This window comes from Dyella sp. M7H15-1 (genome assembly GCF_004114615.1).
In the GTDB taxonomy this organism is placed as follows: Bacteria; Pseudomonadota; Gammaproteobacteria; order Xanthomonadales; family Rhodanobacteraceae; genus Dyella_B.
Map to the genome: position 1 here is coordinate 2887998 of NZ_CP035300.1, position 19642 is coordinate 2907639.

The window sequence follows — 19642 nt, forward strand, 5'->3', positions numbered from 1 at the left end:
CGCAAAGGCCGCGGGGTTTGCAGTGACGCCGCGGCTTATCTGTTCTTGTCGTGATCGACCGGCGCATGCTCACGTTCATGCTCGTGACGCTCCGTGGCGACATGCCGCTCATGCAGCTCTTCGCTGGTATTCAACGGCAGTTCCTGCTGCTCACCAAGCTTTTCGCTCTCGGTTTGCGTCACAGATACGGGTTGCTCTGCGGGTGCAGCGGCAGGGTGGGCTGATTCTTTCTCCGGATCGCCGCCGGTGATCTTGAGAATGGAGTGGCGCATTTCCCGGGAGAGGATGACGCGGGCGTCACGCACCATGTCTTCCAGCGCTATATCGTAGTCGAGTTTGCCCCCGTCGTCGGTCCATACCACGCGGCGTTCGCGTAGTTTATGGATAAAGCCGCGGAACAGGGCTTTGTCGAAAAATTCGGGTGCCGAAAGTTCGCTGAGCAGGCTCAGGCGCTGTGCGGTGAGCGTGCAGATGTTTTCCAGCTCGGCGGCGGAGATGGTGTGCGGGCCGTTCTTCACCAGGGCAGCAATGGTGATGTAGTAGCGTTCGAAGGCTTGGATCAGACTGCGCGCGATCACTTTAAGCTGATATGCCGCATCGTCCTGCCCGGGGCCGCGTTCCAGCACGCGGCCTTCGCCGCGGGCTTCCAGCAGGCCTCGGCGTACGAAGAAATCGACGGTGGCCTGCAATTGTTGGCCGAAGCCCTCGCTGTCCCAGGGCAGGAACAGTTCGCCCCGGATAAAGGGATAAATGATGCGGCCCAAACGCAGGATCGAGGCGCGTGTCATGCGTCGGTTGTTGAGGAAGCAGCAGGCCACCCATGCCGCTGGGGCAATGAGGTGCTGCACGTTGTTGCGGAAGTAGCTCAGCAGCACCGCCGACTCGCTTTCCACTGTCAGTACGTCGCCGAGCGGATGGCGTACGCGGGTGATCCAGCCCATCTGTTCGCCGTAAGCGCCGATAGCATCGGGTGCCATCGGTGTGAGTGTGATGCGATCCGAATAGGGCAGCTCTTGCAGCAGTGACTTCATTAACTCCAATTGCGTGAGCAGATCGTTTTCCGCCATCGCATGCTTGGGCGTGGAAAGCAGGGCCAGCGCCAGCAAGTTGATCGGATTGACGTCTGCCGCGCGATTGATGTTGATCTGGATCTGTTCGGCCAGCTTGTCGACCACACTGTTGAGCCATTCGGGTTTCGTGTTCGCATCACCGGTGGTATTGCGCCAGTCTTTGCTGGTGGCGTCGAGCATCGGCATCAGCTCGATCGGCTCGCCGAAATTCAGCGCAACATGGCCGTAGCGCTGGCGCAGTACGCTAAGGCTGCGAATCAGGCCGATCAGCGATTCTTTTTCCTTCGGCTGGCCGGATAGCTCGCCAGCGTAGCTCTTACCTTCGGTCAGCTTTTCGTAGCCGATGTAGACGGGCTGGAACAGCACTGGGCGGCGTGGTGCGCGCAGGAAGGCGCGTACGGTCATGGTGAGCAGTCCGGCGCGTGGCGCCAGCAGTCGGCCGGTGCGCGAGCGTCCGCCTTCGATGAAATATTCGATCGGTACCCCGCGATCAATAAGCTGTGCCAGGTATTCGTTGAACACCACCGGATACAGCGCATTGCCCTTGAAGCTGCGGCGCAGGAAGAACGCGCCGCCACGGCGCAGGAGCGGCCCAATCAGCGGCAGATTGAGGTTCACACCAGCGGCGATATGCGGCACCACCACGCCAGAGGCGTATAACTGATACGACATCAGCAGATAGTCGGCGTGGCTGCGATGGCTGGGCACGTACACCACTTCGTAGCCGGGCGCAGCGGCGCGGGCTTTGTCAAAGTGATGCATGGTGATGCCATCGTACAGCTTGTTCCAGAAATTGCGCAGGAGAAATGACAGCGAGCGCACGACGGGATGCGAATAGTCGGCGGCAATTTCCATCGTCATCTTGTGCGCGCGTTCCCACGCCTTGGCGTAGCTGATACCTTCCTTGGAGGCGGTAGCCGTGATCGCGGTACGCACGGGTTCGGCATTGAGCACGGCGTCGACCACGGTGCGCCGGTGCGAAAGGTCCGGCCCGATCACCGCCGCGCGAATGCGGCGGAAGTGGGTGCGCAGTACACGCGCTATCTTGCGGGCGAAGCGCTCTGGCTGCAGTTCGCGGCTTTCATCCATGACCGTGCGCAGCGACACGGGTGCGGAGAAGTGCACGATGGTGTCGCGACCATTCAGCAGCAAGGCGAGCATGCGCCGGAAGCGGCCGACCATTACCCAGTTTTCCGAGAACAGCACACGGAACCAGCCGGTTTCACGCGAAGGTGCTCGGCCGACGTAGATCGACACCGGCACGATCTGGATATCACGTTCGGGAAAACCTTTCAGCGAGCGGATCAACTGACCGATAGGCTCATTGGGTGAGTGCTTGCGGTTGCGCCCGAACACTTCGCCGTCGCGGCGGGCAAGCGCAAAGACGGAGCGCTTGCGGCGCGTATGCGCCAGCGATTGCATCGGGCTGGGCAGGCCCGCCTCGCGGCAGGCGCGATCCAGGATCAGCGCATCGGAAAAGCCGTCGCGCTCGATGACATAGCAAACCGGGGCGCTGCTTTTCAGCAGCGCGGCTGGTTCGGCGGGGTCGCGGCGGATGCGTACCCAGGGCTCAAGCAGGTGCCCGGTGAGGTTGAACCACCAGGGGGCGCGGCTGCGGTAGGTGGTTTCCGCGGTCGTCATAGTCGGCATCTGCATATTCTATCGTTAGCGGATTGGCGCCTGCTGCAGCTCCTGCCCTGTTGGGAGGGCGGTTGTGGCCGAACCGAGCTCGTGGCGCATAGGGGCCGCGCTGCATCATAAAGAAAACCCCACGGGCGATGGGCCTCGCAGGGTTATGCCGGCATCGCCGGAAGGGAAATGGCCGTTGCCCGCCGTGGATTGGAGGTCAGCAGGATTCGACGGGGCTCATGATACGGGGCTGTTTAACTTCATGCAATACTTTAACTTTATGTATCTAAGTGATTAATAGTTAAGCTAATCGATGCGCAAGGCATTGATTTTCTGCGACAGAGACAGCGTAGCGGGAGGATAGCGCAAGTTTATGACAGACTTGCCGGCACCCTGCTCTGCCATAGGCCACCCACGTGCCAGCACTTACTGATGCCTCCCGTGGTATTCGCATCACGAGTTACATCCTTGCAGCGCTTGCATTGACGATGCTGCTGTTTCTGCACCTGCTGCCAGCTTTGCTGGCGGGTTTGCTGGTGTACGAACTGGTGCATGCCATGACGCCGCTACTCGGTCGCCGCATCTCCGGTGACCGTGCACGGTTGGTGGTAGTGACCCTACTGGGCGTGATCGTCGTCGGTCTTTTGACTTTGCTGGTCGCGTGGCTGGTGAGCTTCTTCCGCAAGGAAATGGGCGACCCCGATCTTTTGTGGCAGCAGCAACTGATGCCGCTGGTGGAAAAGGCGCGCGAGCAATTGCCCACGGCGATTACCAACTGGCTGCCGGATAGCGTGGATGAATTGCGTGTCATGGCGTTGGACCTAGCCCGCAAACACGCGATGAGTCTGCAAAACGTGGGCAAGGAAACGGCGCGGGTGCTGGTGCGCATCATGGTTGGGATGGTGTTGGGCGCGCTGGTAGCGCTCAATCGCGCCCGCCCGCCGCATCAGGTGGGGCCGCTGGTCGGGGCATTGGGAGAACGTTGCCAGCATCTGGCTGAGGCGTTTCATAACATTGTGTTCGCGCAAATCAAGATTTCGCTGATCAACACGGCAGCGACGGCCATCTTTCTGCTGGGTGTGCTGCCGCTGTTGGGGATTCACGTTCCTTTGTCCAAGACGCTGGTGGTGATCACCTTTCTGGCCGGCTTGCTGCCGGTGATCGGGAACCTGATTTCGAACACGGCGGTGACGATTGCCGGTTTGTCCGTATCCGTGTGGGTGGCCGTGGCATCGCTGGGTTTCCTGATTGTGATTCACAAGCTCGAATATTTTCTCAACGCACGCATCATTGGCACGCAGATACGTGCGCGCGCATGGGAATTGCTGGTGGCGATGCTGATCATGGAGGCAGCGTTTGGTTTGGCCGGGCTGGTTGCCGCGCCGATTTACTACGCGTATCTCAAGAGCGAGCTGGAGTCGGAAGGGATAATTTAGTGTGATGTCTCACAAGTACCATCCCATCATTACGGTGTCTTTCGCCGCGATTCTGTGTTGTTCGTCGTCGCCATAGTGCCCACGATGACTACGCTTGCGCCGAATTGCCGAACGGTTTCGAGCATATGGCCTGGAATTGTATCCAGACAAAAAACGGATAATTTATTGCCGAGACGTAAATCGGACGATGAATTATCCTGCGGTGAAGCTCACGTTCTTGGGCTATACCTTTCGACCGCGCAAAGCGGTGGACTGGTATGGTCGCGTCTACATGAACTTTGCACGTCAGTCAGTTGAGATGCGCTTCGCGCTATGTCTCCACTTTCGGTTGGTATCGCCCGAGGGGTATTGACCATTACATTGCATCTTTTTTATGCCTTTTAGCAGTAACTGCGTCAGTAGTTGTTGCTTGATCTATTCGCTTCCTGGCAGCAGCTGCGCCAGTAATTGTTATACGATCCTTTTTCTTTTTATTAACGCTATCGCGATCCGTATCTCTATTTAGTCTGTCTTCAATACTCTTCGTACGCACGACCTCTCCGTCCAAGCGATTCAAAAATTGGTTTAGCTCTTCTTTTCCTAGCATTTCTTCCCATTTATGCTTATTACAATTAATATCATTAACTATCGTCAAAAGCGCTTCATGTTCATACAGTCCATGGATTTCCGCGAAGAAAATGTTTTCGGCGTTATCTAGAAGAAGATCTTCCATACTAATTTCTATTCTTTCACGTAAATTTTCGACACGTTTGCTACATTCCTTATTAATATTCGCCAAAGTATCGATGGTGTTATTAGAAGAACGTCTCGCAGCGACAAGCACGTTAAGGGAGGCGTCCGCTATACTCGATGCATTAGATGATCGGCGTGAAGGTCTCGAGTGTAATGATTGGCCCATAATCTTGTTGGCTCGATCATTATTATAAGACTTAATATCTTTATATTTTTTTTCTTCCTCCACTTCTGCCTCTTTCTGGAAAGCCTTAAGCTCTTCACTGTCCATTTCCAAACGATCAAGAACAGAGAGTTCCTTATTCACCTCCGTGGACTTTCCGTTCACTATGTTATATGAAAAAGCCATATGCTCTTTTCCTACATGAACAAGCCTTGACACATTAAGACCGGCGCCATCACCTGAAAAAGTTGCAACGCCGACCCCGGATCCTCGGAGTCCGCCGCTATCATTATTTTTAATCTTTTTACTTATCTTATTTTCAATAGATTTATCGGTGCACAAGTTAACCGATGATGTCTGATATGCCGTTTGAGGTATTTCTTCGCCATCAATATTAGGGAGTTTAGCAGTTACACCAAATCGATCACCGAATATATGTGAATTATGTAGCGTTTTATCTCGATTATTATTATAATAATTCGTGTTAACAGCGTTATTTAACTCATCCCTCTCGGAACTATCTCTTTCATCTAGCTGCGTAGTCACAACCAGAACGTTTTCAGGCTGTGTGCATCCTTGAACTACCGCAGCAGTGCGTGGACATAGCTCCTGAAAGTTTTTCCACGAAAGCCATTCCGCGCCTCCTTGCAGATCTCTTGTGGCATGACCAGTCCTCCGACGAGGTACTACGATATCTACTTCATTTGCTACCACTGCGTATTGCAAAGGCGTTATTGGTGTTGTGCTAAACATATATTATATACTGTTATTAGATATTTTAAGTTTAATGAAATAATTAACGTGAATTAAGCTTTAGAGGAAAATTTTTTAATAAAGTCAATTTCTTCATAATTATTCCTGTTCACGGCATAATTTTCATCAAAGCGTTTTGACAGATAAATAGCTGACATGATGAGGTCGACCAATTTTTTCGCGTTAATCTCAACGAGAAGCTGTTCGAAGTACATCAAAATCTCGTCTTGTCCATTAACCCCAAAATGGGCGGGTGTGCCATCGTGGCATTTATAGTTATATTCCAATAATGTTTCTAACACCTTAGGACGGCGATGATCGCGTGGAAGGGTGCATACCACAGTGATTGCATCTACACGCTCAACGCCTGAGGATTTATGCCACTTCAGCATAGTTGACACATTATCTATCTCGAATGCGCAATAGATAGGAGCTTCGTACTGCGCATCGACTTCTAGCTTTTCACTTATTCTGGAAATCTTTTCTTCCGAAATATTTAGCTTCCTCATCGCTTCAACGATGAGTTCCGAAAATTTATTTTTCTCAATAGGTAATGTATTAGCCATTTCAGCGCCATCATTTAATCTATAATTTTAAAAAATTGAATTTATGTAGTAACAAATTTAAATGGTTTTGTATTTGTAATTATTATTAATGTGCTTCACTAAACTTACTATCGTGTATTGACTATTGCTTAATGCAGATGGGAACTTGATCTTTATGATTAAGATCAAGGCATTTGCCAAAGATAGTATTGTGTGCGGAGAATCTCGTCGCTACCGGGTAAACACCTGATATTGAATCCAAATAGTAGGTTATCAAGGATGTTCTGATCGATCGCTAATGTGAAAAATAAGGCGAACACCTGAATCAGACTTTTCTTGTGCACATCTCGCGGATCGATCAACGTGGTCACAAGAATCTTTCCTCCTACATCTACCTCGCGCAGCGTCAACGTGACTGGAAAAACTTGATGCTGCTCTGGCGTCATCCCAATGGGTCTTGCCGGTCTGTTCCAGGTCACTCGATGATCGCGCACGCCAAGACGTTGACCGCGACGAAAATCCGTTGTCCGTGAATCGTGTTGCTCAAACACTACATCCACGCCCAGGCGCTGCAGCGTCGCTATGACGAAATAACTGCAGTAGAGCGCATCCGCGAGCAACACATCCCCGATGTAAAGCGTATGGAGCAACCCTCCGAACAGACTGAGCTCGCTGCTATTCGTGCGGAAAGCCGTGGCAGGTCATGGCGTGATCTCAGTGACCCGCCAGCATGGCGGCAATCTTTGCCATGTGCGATTCAGCTGTTTCTCGGACAGCTTCCTTGTCGGCTTCCAGATCTTTGCCTTCCCAGTGCAGATCGTCCTGCGGCAATTCATGCAGAAAGCGACTGGGCTGGTTGTTGTGTATTTCGCCATAGCGTTTGGTCTTGGATGACCAGGACAGTGTGAGCAATTCCTTGGCGCGGGTGATGCCCACGTACATCAGGCGTCGCTCTTCGTCGGCGCGGCCCTCGTCGATGACGCCGTCGTGCGGCAAGGTGCCTTCCTCGCAGCCCACGATAAACACAAAGCGAAATTCCAGTCCCTTCGCCGCATGCAAAGTCATCATGCGCAGCGTGTTGCCGGGTTCGTCGCGATCGGCATGATTGAGCAGTGCGAGTTGTGACGCCAGGTTGCCGACGCTGTGATTGCCTTTTTGCATGGCGCGGAACCAGTCCGCCAGTTCGCGCAGATTGCCAAGCCGGCGATCGCGCAGAGTGACGTCTGCCGTGCTTGCTGCAATATGCGCGGCATAGTTGGTACGGGTCAGCACGCGGTCCACCAGGTCGGCAGCGCTTTCGTGCATCGAGGCACTACGAAATTCATCCAGCAGATCGGAGAACGAGGCGAGTGCCGCGGCGGGGCGCGGGCTGAGCTGGCGCAGCACACTGTCGCTGCGGGTAGCTTCCAGCAGTGAGCAGTAGCGTATTTGTGCAATCTGCCCGAGCTTTTCCAGCGTCGCGGCACCGACTTCACGCTTGGGTACGTTCACCACGCGCAGGAATGCGGCGTCGTCACTGGGGTTGGTGAGCAGGCGCAAATAGCACAGCAGGTCCTTCACTTCGACGCGGTCGAGGAAGGACAAGGCGCCGGTGAGGTGATACGGCACGCGCGCCAGTCGTAGCGCTTTTTCCAGCGGACGTGCCTGGAAATTGCCGCGATAAAGGATCGCCATATCGTGCCAGCGTACCTTGTGCTTTTCGGCCAGGGTCACGGCCATGCCGGCGATGCGCTCGGCTTCGTGCTCGTTGTCCTTGCACTCGATCACGCGGATGGGCGCACCTTCCGGGTGCTCGCTCCACAGTTTTTTCGTGTGCAAATGGGGATTGTTGGCGATGAGCTGGTTGGCAGCGCGCAGGATGCGCTTGCCGCAGCGATAATTCTGTTCCAGCTTGATCACGCGAAGACTGGGCCAATCTTTGCCGAGCTGGTCGATGTTTTCCGGGTTGGCGCCGCGCCATGCATAGATCGACTGGTCGTCGTCGCCCACGCAGGTGAAATGCCCGCGATCGCCTGACAATGCTTTCAGCAGACGGTATTGCGCATCGTTAGTGTCTTGGTATTCGTCCACCAGTAAGTAGCGTAGGCGCTCGCGCCAGCCGTTGCGGCATTCCTCATCGCTTTCGAGAATGCGTAGCGGCAGGCGGATAAGGTCATCGAAGTCCACGGCGTTGAACGCGGTCAGCCGCTGCTGATACAGCTCATAAAGGGTGGCAGCGTCCAGTTCGCGCGGGCTGCGTGCGGCGACGAGCACTTCTTCTGGTGAAAGGCCGCTGTTCTTGGCCCGGCTGAGTAGGTTGCGGATGCCGAACAGCACGTCGGGCTTGGCACCTTTCGGTGCAAGTTCCTTCACGATGTTCTCGCTGTCGTCGGCGTCCAATACGGAAAAGCCACGGCGCAGGCCGGCGCGCGCGTGTTCCATTTGCAGGAACTTCAGGCCCAATGCGTGGAACGTGCACACGGTCAACGCCTGTGCATCCTCCGCACTAACCAGTTTGCCGACCCGCTCGCGCATTTCGCGCGCAGCCTTGTTGGTGAACGTGATCGCGGCGATCTTCGAGGCGGCCAGTTTGCGCCGTTGCACCAGGTGCGCAATCTTTTGCGTGATCACGGACGTCTTGCCGGAACCTGCGCCGGCGAGCACCAGCAGCGGGCTGTCGACATGTTCGACGGCGGCCAGTTGTTGGGGGTTGAGCATGCGTCGAGCAAAGCGTCATGCGCATAGGCGCGGTGCATGATGGTACCAGCGACGCGGCGCGAATGGCGTCTGATCTGCCTGGGACGGGACGAGGTATGAGTTGCCCGCAGACGGTTATCCGAGTCGCGACAAGGCGTTATCGGCAGCTTCTGCCAGAACATGGGCCAATGTTAGGAATCATTTCGGTTGGATGGGAGCCGAATGACGCAAAAATGGCAGTACCATGCAAAGTCATCTGCACGGTTGGGAGACCATGGCCAAGTTGTATTTCTCTATAAGGATCCATCCATGAGCAATCCGCTTTATTTTCCCGCCTGGCAGCGCCCGCACTGGCAGCCCAGCGATGAGGAAATCCTGGTGCAGTTCTACGTGTTCGGCGAATTCCAGCCGATCCGCGTGCCCTCTGCGCAGTACGGCAGCGACGGCCTACCGGAAGAAGTGGAGCTGACCAGTCATCATCACAGCGCATTGCGTGAGTGGGAAGGTTATCCCTTGAAAGGCGCGCTGGGCGATCTGTTCCAGAGCGATGCGCCGGAGGCGTTCGAGAAAGCCATGGCGGCGCCACAGGTATTGGTGCTGCGCGGGCGTTTCAAGGACAGCGCGGATACCGGCTATCTGCGCGATACGTTTGGTGTGCTGGCGGGCTTGCTCGACATCGGCGGCGTAGCCGTTCTCGATCCCCAGATACTCAGTTTGTTCAGCGCTGACGAGTGGCGCCAGCGTTATCTGATCAAGGATGGCGCACCCTTGCGCAATCACGTGCTGATCCTGCGCGACGAGGAAGACGATTCGGATCGCTTATGGATCCACACGCGCGGACTGCGCAAGTTTGGTCGGCCTGATATCAGCCTGCGCGATGTGCCAGCGCAAGAGATCGACCGCGCCGGTTCGCTATGCCAGCGATTGGTCGAGCTACAGGCCCTGGGTGCGCATTTCAAGGATGGGCAGTCGCTGGAAGTTGATGGCGTGTTTGGCGGAGTGACAGCGGAACTGGGCGGCGGATATGACGACCCGCGGTTCAACAATACGTATGTGGCGTTGCACTGGCCTTCCGAACCGTAGGTTGGGGTGCAAACCCCAACTTTGCCATTTCCATATGGATCGCCTGTTGGGGTTTGCACCCCAATCTACTTCTGACAGCGTGGACACCAGAACGTCGAGCGCTGTCCGATTAGCGCCTGTCGGATCGTCGCGCCGCACACCTTACATGGTTCGCTTTTCCGCCCATAAACAAACAACTCGCGGAAGAAATAACCCGGCGCACCGTCTGGATTGAGAAAGTCGCGCAAGGTGGTACCGCCGCGTTCAATGGCCCAGGCAAGAATGCGCTTCACCTCTGCGGCCAGGCGCTGGTAACGCTGGCGGGAAACCGCGCCTGCGCTGCGGCGTGGATCGATGCCAGCAGCGAACAGGGCTTCGCTGGCATAGATATTTCCAACGCCGACCACCACCGTGTTGTCCATCAGGAACAGTTTTACCGCCGCCTTGCGCCCGCGTGAGCGTTGGAACAGCAGGTCACCGTCGAAGGCATCCGTAAGCGGTTCCAGAAACCTCAGGGTCAGGTTCACTTCCTAGGCGACAGGATGGTAAACACTGACGTTCATCGTTCCCGTTCCTACTTGATGACTCTGTTTCGAATGCACATAGCGCCACACTCGAAATATGGCGCGCCAACCTAGACTCGATCTCCCTTACGTTCCGCAGCACATCGTGCAACGAGGCAACAATCGCCTCCCTTGCTTTCTCGATGACAGTGATCGTCTTCGCTACTTGCAATTACTACACGAAGCGTTATTGCACACGAACTGCCAACTCCATGCATATGTCTTGATGAACAATCGCGTACACTTACTTGTTACACCACCAGCAATAGGTGCCATCGCCCGCCTAATGCAGAAGCTTGGACGCCACTACGTCGATCAATTCAATATACGCCACCTGCGCACAGGCACTTTGTGGGAGGGGCGTTATAAGTCTTGCCTCGTCGACAGCGAAAGCTACATCTTGCACTGTCACCGCTACATCGATCTCAATCCTGTTCGTGCACGCATGATCGATGACCCTACGAAGTTTCCGTGGTCTAGTGCTGCTGTGTTCCTGCAAGCCGACCCCGGGAGGCCTACTCCCATCTTTGATACAGCATCGCGTTTGATACAGCATCGCGAGCTTTCGATCGCGTTCGTGACACACTGAATCTGACCTCAGTTTTGCCGAACTGAGGTATGGACGGTAGGCCCGCAACCGAGCAAACGACGCCAATCTCGTAGGGGGCCGCCAGCTTCTGGGCCATATCCAGGGCAGACGTGCCGCTCATTTGCCCGTTAGGCCATTCCGCCGAGCAGTCGACCAGGTCCTCGCACTTGGATCGAATGAGCACCTGGATGCTGTGCTGGCCATCGGAGATCGACGGGATAAACCGATCGACGTAGCCGGTCATCACCAAATCATCACCCATCGAAACCGTACAGGCTTGACCCGGTTGGACCATGACTTGCGCCAGCTCTCCCGGATACAGCTCGGTGAAACCGATACTGCCATCGGACGGTAGCCGCTCTACCCCTCGGGTCAGCCGGATGCCCGTCCAGCCAGAGATAGTCTGACCATGGATGGTCAGGGTGAGATCATCGGTCATGGATGAGAAGAAGGGGCCATAGTGAACGTCAGCAACCGCTGTTCCACCCAGGCTTTTCGGTGTTCGTAAGAGCACCCTTCGTTATCCGTTCGTGGCGCATGAGCATATCGGCGAAAGACTAATTCATGGGTGACCCCGAAATCCCCTAATGGCAATGGTCAAGGGCCGACCATCCAACACGAGCATTGCGGAGCGAGCTTTCTGCGACATTGGTTCAAGAACACTCGGTGGGTCAACCAAATGGGGACTCTTCTGAGGCCTTTTGTCTGGCAATACACTCCTGGACGATAGCATCCCTTTGCTTGGCATGTTGTAATTTCCGGGGTAATGTCTGGCATTCCGCGAGTCTCAGGAGCTCTTGGCGAATAAAAATAATGGGAGCCCTATCGGAATAATTCAATTTGGGTTCGGTATCATTCAATTCATTCATCCATATATTCGACCAGGATTCGCGTGGTGGGCGCGAGAAAAAATCGCGCAATCCGGTAATAAAACGTGATATAAAGCCGTCGGATCGCTGGACCGTAAATCGGTCTGCGGGGTCCACAGTGACGTTATAGTTCCTTCCGGCGAAGGTGAGGGGGATAATTACATTAGCATCCCTTTGCTTGGCATGTTGTAATTTCCGGGGTAATGTCTGGCATTCCGCGTGTCTCAGAAGCTCTTGGCGAATAAGAATAATGGGAGTCCTATCGGGATCATTCAATTCGGGATCATTCAATTCGGGATCATTCAATTCGGGATCATTCAATTCATTCATCCATATATTCGACCAGGATTCGCGTGGTGGGCGCGAGAAAAAATCGCACAATCCGGTAATAAAACGTGATATAAAGCCGTCGGATCGCTGGACCGTAAATCGGTCTGCGGGGTCCACAGTGACGTTATAGTTCCTTCCGGCGAAGGTGAGGGGGAAAATTACATTCGACGGCCGGACCGGAAAGCCTCCGGGTTGGGTGTGGGGCACTTTTGTTGCATGATTTTGGGATGTTTGCTTTATCGCTATTTCCATGTTAATTCCTGCGTAATTTTAAGAGTTCTGTTTGTAGGATGTTGTGTGACTGCTATTTTAAGGATGCTCGACCTTTGAGCGAATCGCCGCCTTGAGGTATTCCAACCACTTGGTCGCTTTCTTGAGCTTGCCTTCCGGCAACCCAGTCACCGTGCCGCGCTTGGCCGCGACCTGCCACTCTACGTCCCTGTCCTTCACGTCCTCGCGCTTCTCTACGCCGGTGTAACCCGCATCGGCAAACGCCATCTCTTCCTTGCCATGCAGCAGTTTGCCGGCCTCGTTGATGTCGGCCTCGTTCGCTGCTGTGCACGTCACCGTGTGCACCAAACCCGATTGCATGTCCACGCCAATGTGCGCCTTCATGCCAAAATGCCACTTCCATGGCACCACCTGCTCCATCTGCGCCAGAAACTTCTCTCGGCGTGTCTGCCGCTTTTTGGTGCTGTAGCTCAGTGACGCGAACGTGGTTTGCTTCATGGCGTGGCTAACTAAGGCGATGGCGGTAGCATGCCAGAAACGTGGAATAAATCAGAGCATCCCTGGTGAGGTGTTTAGTTACTAGACCTTAGAAAAACCTATGATGCAAGGTATCCAGCTTCATTATGTGACATTACTAATGTTAGATTAGTAAAAGGATGATCTAAAGTTTCCAGTGGAATTTTAGGCCCCACTGATAAGGCCTTTTTCAAAGGGAAATAAGATAGTTATGCTTGATTGCGCAAATGGCCATATTTTTCGCTAAGCCATGTCGACGACTGATTAAGGCTTGGCGCTTGCGGCTCGGAAAGGCGGCTGGCTTCGAGTCGCTGAGCCCATACCATTTGCAAGTCGATAAATGAAAAGAAGGTATCCACCAATTGAGCGACATGAAGCTCAGCAAGCGGCAGACTTTGATGGATCAACACCTGGCCTGAGTCCAGGTCCGCGCCCATGCCTGGCTCACCGTTGCGAAGCGGCTTCAAGCCCATGGCAAGCATATCCAACCAAAGTGTTGTATCCGTGTGCGTGGGCAGTGTGTCGGCCACTTGGCCAAGGAGCACAAGACAGCCGCGCGCATCATCGCGACGAAAAATGATGGGATGGCTATCATCCACCGTGAGATAGGCCATGCCGTCCTCATCAAACGACAATTCAGGCAGCCCGATCGTTGAACTAAATTCTGAGAGCAGTCGCTCGAAACTATCTTTATTCATAAGCTTTGTTACCACGATTTGCGTTAGTAAAGTGCGTGAGTAAAGGACCCGCCCTTTTGAAGAACGCCATCCATCGCTTCATAGTCAGTGACAAACCGAAGCGCCTTCGCTCCTTCGAGTTATTCAGAATTATCTTCTCGCCAAACAACGGTGACGATCGGGTATTTACCTGAGATTGGCTGTGTCTCAATAACCTGATTCCGCGCCCCCTACTCAATATACGCCACCTGCGCACAGGCACTTTGTGGGAGGGGCGTTATAAGTCTTGCCTCGTCGACAGCGAAAGCTACATCTTGCACTGTCACCGCTACATCGATCTCAATCCTGTTCGTGCATGCATGATCGATGACCCTACGAAGTTTCCGTGGTCTAGTGCTGCTGTTCATTGCGGACTTCGTCCTGATGCGATAGTGACTGCCCATCCAGCATATACAGCACTAGGCATCACAGAAACCGAACGTAGCGCCGCTTATCAGGCGCTGCTGCGTGAAGCGTTATCGGACGACGAACTCCAGGCCATACACACCTACCTACAGCAGCAACGCGCACTTGGTCATGACACCTTCCAGGCAATGGTAGAAGCAAAGACCCAACGCTTCGCTGGTACACGTCCGGCACATCGTCCGCCCAGGAAGTGAACCTGACCCTGAGGTTTGACTTCGGCGGCGAAATGGTGACCCTGTTTTGGATTAGCTAAACAAGGTCAAAAATAGTCTTTTGTGTCTTCGACTTTCATGATCTTCCATAAGTTGTCTTGCTTCCGGAGGAAAATGATCACATTCGACTTTGTCGGGCCGGAGCCAAAGGTGGCGATGATCACCGCAACCTCACCCAACATGACTGGAGGGCGGATCAGCATATGCTTGCTCCAGTCATCTTCATCGAGATCCTGAGTCTTTGTGAAATAGTCTGCGTCCCCTGGCAAGTTGTCTTGCTCGTAATCGCGGCGCAACGCATCCACGGTCTTCTTTTCGACGTAGGCATAGATGTGGTCGTCAAGTAGCGGAAATTTTGACTTGGACTCCGTACCGACGTACCACGAATAGAACGCCTTTACAGCAGCTTCAGGGGAAGAGATTCTCTGCGACGATGCTGCATGTGAGCACAGTGCATAAATCAGCAGTGCGAGCGCTGGACCGATCAAGTAAAACTTCTTCGACATAAGCCCTCTCAGTCGTGACGGTAAATCGTATAGGGTGGTCTCGCCGCCCTATAGGCAGGGCCAGGATAGAAACCTTCCGGCCCTGGTCTTTGCTTGAAATCAGACACCCAAATCGTGCCGTTAAAGCTCAGGCCAAACTTTGATTGATCAAGACGCCAAATGAAATGCTAAAAATGTCCTCAGCATTGTCAGAGATTTTGTGGGATATGTATCAGCGATCGCCCTAATGGACGCCAGCACAGCATCGCCATCACAAAGAAATCCATGTTCAGCGATGCATCAGAGCAAAATGGGGAGTGGCTGATTGATCAGGCGTCACAATGGCTTGAATATTTACGATCTCCACCAGACGAAGTGCTGCAACAAATGAGCTTTCATGCATGAAAATGCGAAAAACGTTGGGAAACCTCAGGGTTTGCACCCCAATCTACTTCTGACAGCGTGGACACCAGAACGTCGAGCGCTGTCCGATTAGCGCCTGTCGGATCGTCGCGCCGCACACCTTACATGGTTCGCTTTTCCGCCCATAAACAAACAACTCGCGGAAGAAATAACCCGGCGCACCGTCTGGATTGAGAAAGTCGCGCAAGGTGGTACCGCCGCGTTCAATGGCCCAGGCAAGAATGCGCTTCACCTCTGCGGCCAGGCGCTGGTAACGCTGGCGGGAAACCGCGCCTGCGCTGCGGCGTGGATCGATGCCAGCAGCGAACAGGGCTTCGCTGGCATAGATATTTCCAACGCCGACCACCATCGTGTTGTCCATCAGGAACAGTTTTACCGCCGCCTTGCGTCCGCGTGAGCGTTGGAACAGCAGGTCACCGTTGAAGGCATCCGTAAGCGGTTCCGGACCCAGTGCGGCCAGCAACGCATGGGTGATCCCCGGCGGCTGCCAAAGCAGGCAGCCAAATCGGCGCGGGTCGGTAAAGCGAAGGATGCGTGCCTGTTCGCCTCGCAGGGGTTCAAGCGCAATATCAACGTGATCGTGCGTGCCGGGCGCCACGTCCGGTGGCAGCACGCGCAATACGCCAGTCATGCCAAGATGCAGCAATGCGCTGCCAGCATGCGTATGCAACAACAGGTACTTGGCGCGACGCTCGACTTCTTCAATGCGTTGGCCAGGCAGAAGTTCGCTGATTTCGGGCGGGATTGGCCAGCGCAAATCAGTGCGCCGCAGCGTTACGCCTGCTACGCGGCGTCCGATCAGATGCGGTGCGATGCCTCGTCGGGTGGTTTCGACTTCCGGCAATTCAGGCATGTCATTCTGCCTTGATGTTTTGGCTTTGGGCCGAGCGCGGCATGTAGCGCAGGGAGACGATACCTACGCGATCGCCAACCTGTACATAACCATTTTGATCGATCGCCGTGATGCCGCCGAAAAGTAGGGTTTGGCCGTTCAGCTCAAGCCGGGCTTGCGGCGGGGCCAGGCCAATCTTGGTGGCGTCGTAGCCGATCAAGGGAGCCCAGCTTTGCACCGGCGCGGCAGCGATGCGAGCCAGTTTGCGCAAGCGCAAATCATCGGCACGGATGGTGTTGGCTTGATCCACACGCCACCAATGTTCCTCGCGCTTCACATAGTGTTCGGCCGGTGCGCGGCCTAGCTGCAGTTCCACTTGTGTGATGGCGTCGGGGTTGATGGACAACAAGCTACCGGGTGCGGCGAATCGGTCGCTGCGCACCTGCCACGCTACGGCCGTTAGCAGAACTATGATTGTTGCCAACAACCCGAGCTGTCGTTGCACCGCACGTTTCATGAGCGACGCCGCCGCCAGGCGATGACACCGCCGATCAACAGCAGCAACATCGGTATGACCAAGATGTAAGCGATGCTGAGGAAACTCAGCTCAGCTTGTGAAATGGTTAGCACACGATCCGGTGCGCCGTGCGAAGGCATGTTGATCAACACGTCGTCACCGAGCAGCCAGTTGAAGATGCGTTCGCCCAGGGCGCGGTTGCCGCCGTTGCCGAGATAGCTGTTCGAAAGGAAGTCGCCATTACCGATGACCACCACGCGCTGCTCAGCCTTGGCTGGGCTTGGTGAGAGGCGGCTGAACGCGAAGCCGAAATCGAGGGGGCCTTTCAACCCATGGCCGGACGAACCATCCATGGCCTGGGTGGTGGCTTGCGGACTGGAGCGCAGGAAGGGCGTGACCTGCCATTCGCGCTTGTGCACTTCCGCCAATGCGGCCACCTCGGGGAACAGCGTGGTAAGGGTAAAGCCACGCGTAATCGGGCTGGGCGGGTAATCGCCCAGCGGAATGGTACGCGGATCCTTCAAACCTAGCGCGGCATTTGACGCATCGATCAGTTCGCCGGGCAATACGCGAATGCCGAGTGTGTCGGCCAGTGGCTGCAGGCAGGGATCCTGGTTGCCTGGATCGGCCAGCCACAGCAGGTTGCCACCGTTGCCGAGATAATCGACCAGCGCTTTGGTCGCCGCGGACGACACGGCGGCCTGCGGACTGGCCAACACCACCAGGTCGGTTTGATCGGGCACGGTGGCGATCTGGGAGAAATTCAGTGGCACGGCACGCATGCCACTTTGCTCAAGCTGCGAAACGAAGGCGCCCAGATCGGCATTGGCAACGCCATCCGCACGGCGCTCACCATCGCCGGTCACGAAAGCGACGATGCGATCGTTGCCTCGAACCAGTCGTTCGAACACCTGGGCGAGGCTGCGTTCGGACAGCATATCCAGGCGCTGCTCGCGATCGCGATAACGCAGGATCAGCTCGCCGTCGACCGTGATGCCGAGATGGCGCATTGCCGCGGGATCTTTCTGTGGATCGACGAAGCTGAGATGAATATCAGGTTTGGCTTGCTGATAGCGTTGCAATACAGCCGCTATGGTTTGGCGCAGATCGCCTTGCGGATTGGCGTAGCTGACGATATCGACCGGGCCATCCAGTTTCGCCAGCACTGCACGTGTTTCCGGCGCCATGCTGATGCGGCTGCCGTAAGTCCAATCCACGACATGATCATGGCGGGATGTGAGATATCCGATCGCGCAGGCGCCAACCAGCACCAGTAGTGCAAATAGCCAACTGTGGAGACGGCGGATGATCGTATTTATCAACGTCATCAACCGCGCTCCCGATCTGCCGCAAGGCGTTGTGTGCCCAGTGCCAACGCTACGGCGATGGCCAGCAGGAACCAGGTGATGTCCGCGCTCGACACTAATCCACGCAACAGGTTTTCCTGATGTGTACTCATCGCCAGCCAGTTAACGAAGCCGTTGCTGACACCTGCCATTTGCGCGCCGAGATTGACGCAGTTCAGTGCCAGGCCCGCCATCAGGGTGGCAACCGCGGCAACTGCAGGGTGTGAGGCGAACGCGGAGCAGGCTACGCCGATGGCTCCCAGCACTGCCAGCGCGAGGAAGGTGCCCAGGGTCGCTGCAGCGAGCTTGCCCCAGTCCAACGATGTGCCGTGTGCGAGGCTGATCGGAATGGCCAGCGCTAGCAGCAACCACAAGGCAAGCCAGATCAGCACGGCGAGATACTTGCCGAGCAGGATCTGTGCCGATGACAGTCCGCTCGCAAACAACAACGGCAAGGTACCGGCGTTGCGCTCGCTCGCGAGTGTCGACATGGTCAACAACGGCACCACCAGCAATGCCAGTTCGATCACGCCGAACGGCAAGGGGCTGCCGGTGATCAGGCTGCTATCCATGCGCACGGCGACCAGATCGGTGTAGCCGGGGCCGTCGGGCAAGGCGGCAAGCCGAACCTGATTGAGCAGGAAAATCTGCAGCAGTAGCGCAAAACGCCAGCCTAGTTCGGCCAGAGCCAGTGCCGCAATAATCCATCCAAGCGGACGCACAAACAGGCGGCGCAGTTCCAGTCGCGTCACAGCAAAAAGTGTCATGCGGCTTGAGTCCTGCCGGCCATTGCGATGTCGAAGAAGGTTTTTTCCAGGGCGGCATGCTGATCCACAGGCAACGGCGCATCATGGCGCAAGGTGCCCTCATGCAGGATCGCCACGCGATCACACACAGCCGTCACGTCGGCAAGCTGATGGGTGGAAAGAATAACGGTGGTGCCGTTGGCTGCCCGCTCACGCAGCAGGCTACGCAATGCAACGACCTGCACCGGATCGAGTGCGTTGGCCGGTTCGTCCAGCACCAGCAGGGCTGGGCGATGCAGTAGTGCGCAGGCCAATCCCAGGCGCTGGCGCTGACCCTGTGACAAGACGCCCGCCAGGCGGCGCGACAGATTTTGCAGTTCCAGTGGCTCGATGACGGCATCCCTTGCCGTGTTGAGATGGCGGCCCGTCAGGCCACGCAGGCTGCCATGTGCGTCAAGATGTTCACGCACGGTCAGTTCTGGCCAAAGCGGGGCACCTTCCGGCAGCCAGCCGATGGCCAGCCGAGCCAGTTCAGGGTGTTCTGAGAAATCCTGCCCCAGCAGACGAATGCTGCCACTATCGGGTCGTAATGCACCGACCATCATGGCCAAGGTGGTCGACTTGCCCGCGCCATTAACCCCAAGCAGCCCCAGCACTTGGCCGACCTGAAGGTCCAGGCTCAGGTTGCGGACGGCGAGCCGGCCGGCACGGTGTCGGGTGACTCTTTCAAGTTGCAGTACGGGAGGTGAAGCAAGTTTCGGCGCATTCATTGCAT

Annotated in this window: 19 protein-coding genes and 1 pseudogene; 4 read left to right on the forward strand and 16 right to left on the reverse strand. The window is 55.5% G+C overall.

From position 1 onward, the window contains the following. Nucleotides 1-35: 35 nt before the first annotated feature. Nucleotides 36-2720, reverse strand: a complete 2685-nt coding sequence (plsB, locus tag EO087_RS13345) for a glycerol-3-phosphate 1-O-acyltransferase PlsB (protein WP_128899297.1) — start codon at nt 2718-2720, stop codon at nt 36-38. A gap of 467 nt (nt 2721-3187) precedes the next feature. On the opposite strand from plsB, the gene EO087_RS13350 reads away from it, so the two are divergent. Beyond that, nucleotides 3188-4135 carry an AI-2E family transporter gene (locus tag EO087_RS13350; RefSeq protein ID WP_128899952.1) on the forward strand — a complete coding sequence of 316 codons (948 nt, stop codon included), beginning with the start codon at nt 3188-3190 and terminating at the stop codon, nt 4133-4135. A 355-nt stretch (nt 4136-4490) separates the two neighbouring features. Here EO087_RS13350 and EO087_RS13360 read toward each other — a convergent pair whose 3' ends face one another. From EO087_RS13360 to EO087_RS13375, 4 genes are all read right to left on the reverse strand, one after another. After that, entirely contained in the window at nt 4491-5783 is a 1293-nt protein-coding gene (locus EO087_RS13360) for a hypothetical protein (RefSeq protein WP_128899298.1), read from the reverse strand. Nucleotides 5784-5836: 53 nt separating this feature from the next. Beyond that, nucleotides 5837-6349: a type III secretion system chaperone gene (locus EO087_RS13365; RefSeq protein WP_128899299.1), complete on the reverse strand. Its 513-nt coding sequence runs from the start codon at nt 6347-6349 to the stop codon at nt 5837-5839. Nucleotides 6350-6513: 164 nt separating this feature from the next. Further along, nucleotides 6514-6978 carry a hypothetical protein gene (locus EO087_RS13370; protein WP_164931845.1) on the reverse strand — a complete coding sequence of 155 codons (465 nt, stop codon included), beginning with the start codon at nt 6976-6978 and terminating at the stop codon, nt 6514-6516. A 64-nt stretch (nt 6979-7042) separates the two neighbouring features. Further along, entirely contained in the window at nt 7043-9025 is a 1983-nt protein-coding gene (locus EO087_RS13375) for a UvrD-helicase domain-containing protein (RefSeq protein ID WP_128899301.1), read from the reverse strand. A 288-nt stretch (nt 9026-9313) separates the two neighbouring features. On the opposite strand from EO087_RS13375, the gene EO087_RS13380 reads away from it, so the two are divergent. Further along, on the forward strand, nt 9314-10087 hold the full coding sequence (locus EO087_RS13380) for a hypothetical protein (RefSeq protein WP_128899302.1): 774 nt from the start codon (nt 9314-9316) through the stop codon (nt 10085-10087). Between the two features lie 65 nt (nt 10088-10152). Here EO087_RS13380 and EO087_RS13385 read toward each other — a convergent pair. Next, nucleotides 10153-10602 (reverse strand): annotated as a pseudogene (locus EO087_RS13385) (zinc finger domain-containing protein); the annotation flags it as partial. Between the two features lie 85 nt (nt 10603-10687). Between EO087_RS13385 and EO087_RS13390 the strand changes: the two are divergent. Next, the gene (locus tag EO087_RS13390; RefSeq protein ID WP_343132989.1) at nt 10688-11218 is read left to right on the forward strand and encodes a transposase; all 531 of its coding nucleotides are present in this window, start codon (nt 10688-10690) and stop codon (nt 11216-11218) included. Here the strand turns inward: EO087_RS13390 and EO087_RS16305 are convergent. From EO087_RS16305 to EO087_RS13405, 4 genes are all read right to left on the reverse strand, one after another. Further along, a complete protein-coding gene (locus EO087_RS16305) occupies nt 11145-11657 on the reverse strand; it encodes a phage baseplate assembly protein (protein WP_164931711.1) in 513 nt (170 codons plus the stop codon). The two genes, EO087_RS13390 and EO087_RS16305, sit on opposite strands and share 74 nt — an antisense overlap. 232 nt (nt 11658-11889) lie before the next feature. Beyond that, nucleotides 11890-12417, reverse strand: a complete 528-nt coding sequence (locus EO087_RS13395) for a hypothetical protein (protein ID WP_128899303.1) — start codon at nt 12415-12417, stop codon at nt 11890-11892. A 309-nt stretch (nt 12418-12726) separates the two neighbouring features. After that, nucleotides 12727-13146, reverse strand: a complete 420-nt coding sequence (locus tag EO087_RS13400; RefSeq protein ID WP_128899304.1) for a transposase — start codon at nt 13144-13146, stop codon at nt 12727-12729. Nucleotides 13147-13373: 227 nt separating this feature from the next. Next, on the reverse strand, nt 13374-13862 hold the full coding sequence (locus EO087_RS13405; RefSeq protein ID WP_128899305.1) for a CesT family type III secretion system chaperone: 489 nt from the start codon (nt 13860-13862) through the stop codon (nt 13374-13376). A 410-nt stretch (nt 13863-14272) separates the two neighbouring features. Here EO087_RS13405 and EO087_RS13410 point away from each other — a divergent pair, with 410 nt between their 5' ends. Next, nucleotides 14273-14500 (forward strand): hypothetical protein, encoded by a 228-nt coding sequence (locus tag EO087_RS13410; protein ID WP_128899306.1) that lies wholly within the window; start codon nt 14273-14275, stop codon nt 14498-14500. Between the two features lie 65 nt (nt 14501-14565). Here EO087_RS13410 and EO087_RS13415 read toward each other — a convergent pair whose 3' ends face one another. From EO087_RS13415 to EO087_RS13445, 6 genes are all read right to left on the reverse strand, one after another. Continuing rightward, nucleotides 14566-15024, reverse strand: a complete 459-nt coding sequence (locus EO087_RS13415) for a DUF3828 domain-containing protein (RefSeq protein ID WP_128899307.1) — start codon at nt 15022-15024, stop codon at nt 14566-14568. A gap of 427 nt (nt 15025-15451) precedes the next feature. After that, entirely contained in the window at nt 15452-16279 is an 828-nt protein-coding gene (gene mutM, locus EO087_RS13425) for a bifunctional DNA-formamidopyrimidine glycosylase/DNA-(apurinic or apyrimidinic site) lyase (RefSeq protein WP_128899308.1), read from the reverse strand. A 1-nt stretch (nt 16280) separates the two neighbouring features. Next, nucleotides 16281-16775: a hypothetical protein gene (locus tag EO087_RS13430; protein WP_128899309.1), complete on the reverse strand. Its 495-nt coding sequence runs from the start codon at nt 16773-16775 to the stop codon at nt 16281-16283. Continuing rightward, nucleotides 16772-18094, reverse strand: a complete 1323-nt coding sequence (locus EO087_RS13435; protein ID WP_128899953.1) for a DUF4350 domain-containing protein — start codon at nt 18092-18094, stop codon at nt 16772-16774. Before EO087_RS13435 ends, EO087_RS13430 begins: the two co-directional genes overlap by 4 nt. An 8-nt stretch (nt 18095-18102) precedes the next feature. Further along, nucleotides 18103-18888, reverse strand: a complete 786-nt coding sequence (locus EO087_RS13440) for an ABC transporter permease (protein WP_128899310.1) — start codon at nt 18886-18888, stop codon at nt 18103-18105. Next, the gene (locus EO087_RS13445) at nt 18885-19637 is read right to left on the reverse strand and encodes an ABC transporter ATP-binding protein (RefSeq protein ID WP_128899311.1); all 753 of its coding nucleotides are present in this window, start codon (nt 19635-19637) and stop codon (nt 18885-18887) included. The genes EO087_RS13440 and EO087_RS13445 overlap by 4 nt, the downstream gene beginning before the upstream one ends. Nucleotides 19638-19642 lie beyond the last annotated feature (5 nt).

Excerpts from the sequence above, each read along its gene's own strand:
- plsB (WP_128899297.1), bottom strand. The coding sequence starts at position 2,720 with ATGCCGACTATGACGACCGCGGAAACCACCTACCGCAGCCGCGCCCCC.
- EO087_RS13350 (WP_128899952.1), top strand. The coding sequence starts at position 3,188 with ATGCTGCTGTTTCTGCACCTGCTGCCAGCTTTGCTGGCGGGTTTGCTG.
- EO087_RS13360 (WP_128899298.1), bottom strand. The coding sequence starts at position 5,783 with ATGTTTAGCACAACACCAATAACGCCTTTGCAATACGCAGTGGTAGCA.
- EO087_RS13365 (WP_128899299.1), bottom strand. The coding sequence starts at position 6,349 with ATGGCTAATACATTACCTATTGAGAAAAATAAATTTTCGGAACTCATC.
- EO087_RS13375 (WP_128899301.1), bottom strand. The coding sequence starts at position 9,025 with ATGCTCAACCCCCAACAACTGGCCGCCGTCGAACATGTCGACAGCCCG.
- EO087_RS13380 (WP_128899302.1), top strand. The coding sequence starts at position 9,314 with ATGAGCAATCCGCTTTATTTTCCCGCCTGGCAGCGCCCGCACTGGCAG.
- EO087_RS13390 (WP_343132989.1), top strand. The coding sequence starts at position 10,688 with ATGGCGCGCCAACCTAGACTCGATCTCCCTTACGTTCCGCAGCACATC.
- EO087_RS16305 (WP_164931711.1), bottom strand. The coding sequence starts at position 11,657 with ATGACCGATGATCTCACCCTGACCATCCATGGTCAGACTATCTCTGGC.
- EO087_RS13395 (WP_128899303.1), bottom strand. The coding sequence starts at position 12,417 with ATGAATGAATTGAATGATCCCGAATTGAATGATCCCGAATTGAATGAT.
- EO087_RS13400 (WP_128899304.1), bottom strand. The coding sequence starts at position 13,146 with ATGAAGCAAACCACGTTCGCGTCACTGAGCTACAGCACCAAAAAGCGG.
- EO087_RS13405 (WP_128899305.1), bottom strand. The coding sequence starts at position 13,862 with ATGAATAAAGATAGTTTCGAGCGACTGCTCTCAGAATTTAGTTCAACG.
- EO087_RS13415 (WP_128899307.1), bottom strand. The coding sequence starts at position 15,024 with ATGTCGAAGAAGTTTTACTTGATCGGTCCAGCGCTCGCACTGCTGATT.
- mutM (WP_128899308.1), bottom strand. The coding sequence starts at position 16,279 with ATGCCTGAATTGCCGGAAGTCGAAACCACCCGACGAGGCATCGCACCG.
- EO087_RS13430 (WP_128899309.1), bottom strand. The coding sequence starts at position 16,775 with ATGAAACGTGCGGTGCAACGACAGCTCGGGTTGTTGGCAACAATCATA.
- EO087_RS13440 (WP_128899310.1), bottom strand. The coding sequence starts at position 18,888 with ATGACACTTTTTGCTGTGACGCGACTGGAACTGCGCCGCCTGTTTGTG.
- EO087_RS13445 (WP_128899311.1), bottom strand. The coding sequence starts at position 19,637 with ATGAATGCGCCGAAACTTGCTTCACCTCCCGTACTGCAACTTGAAAGA.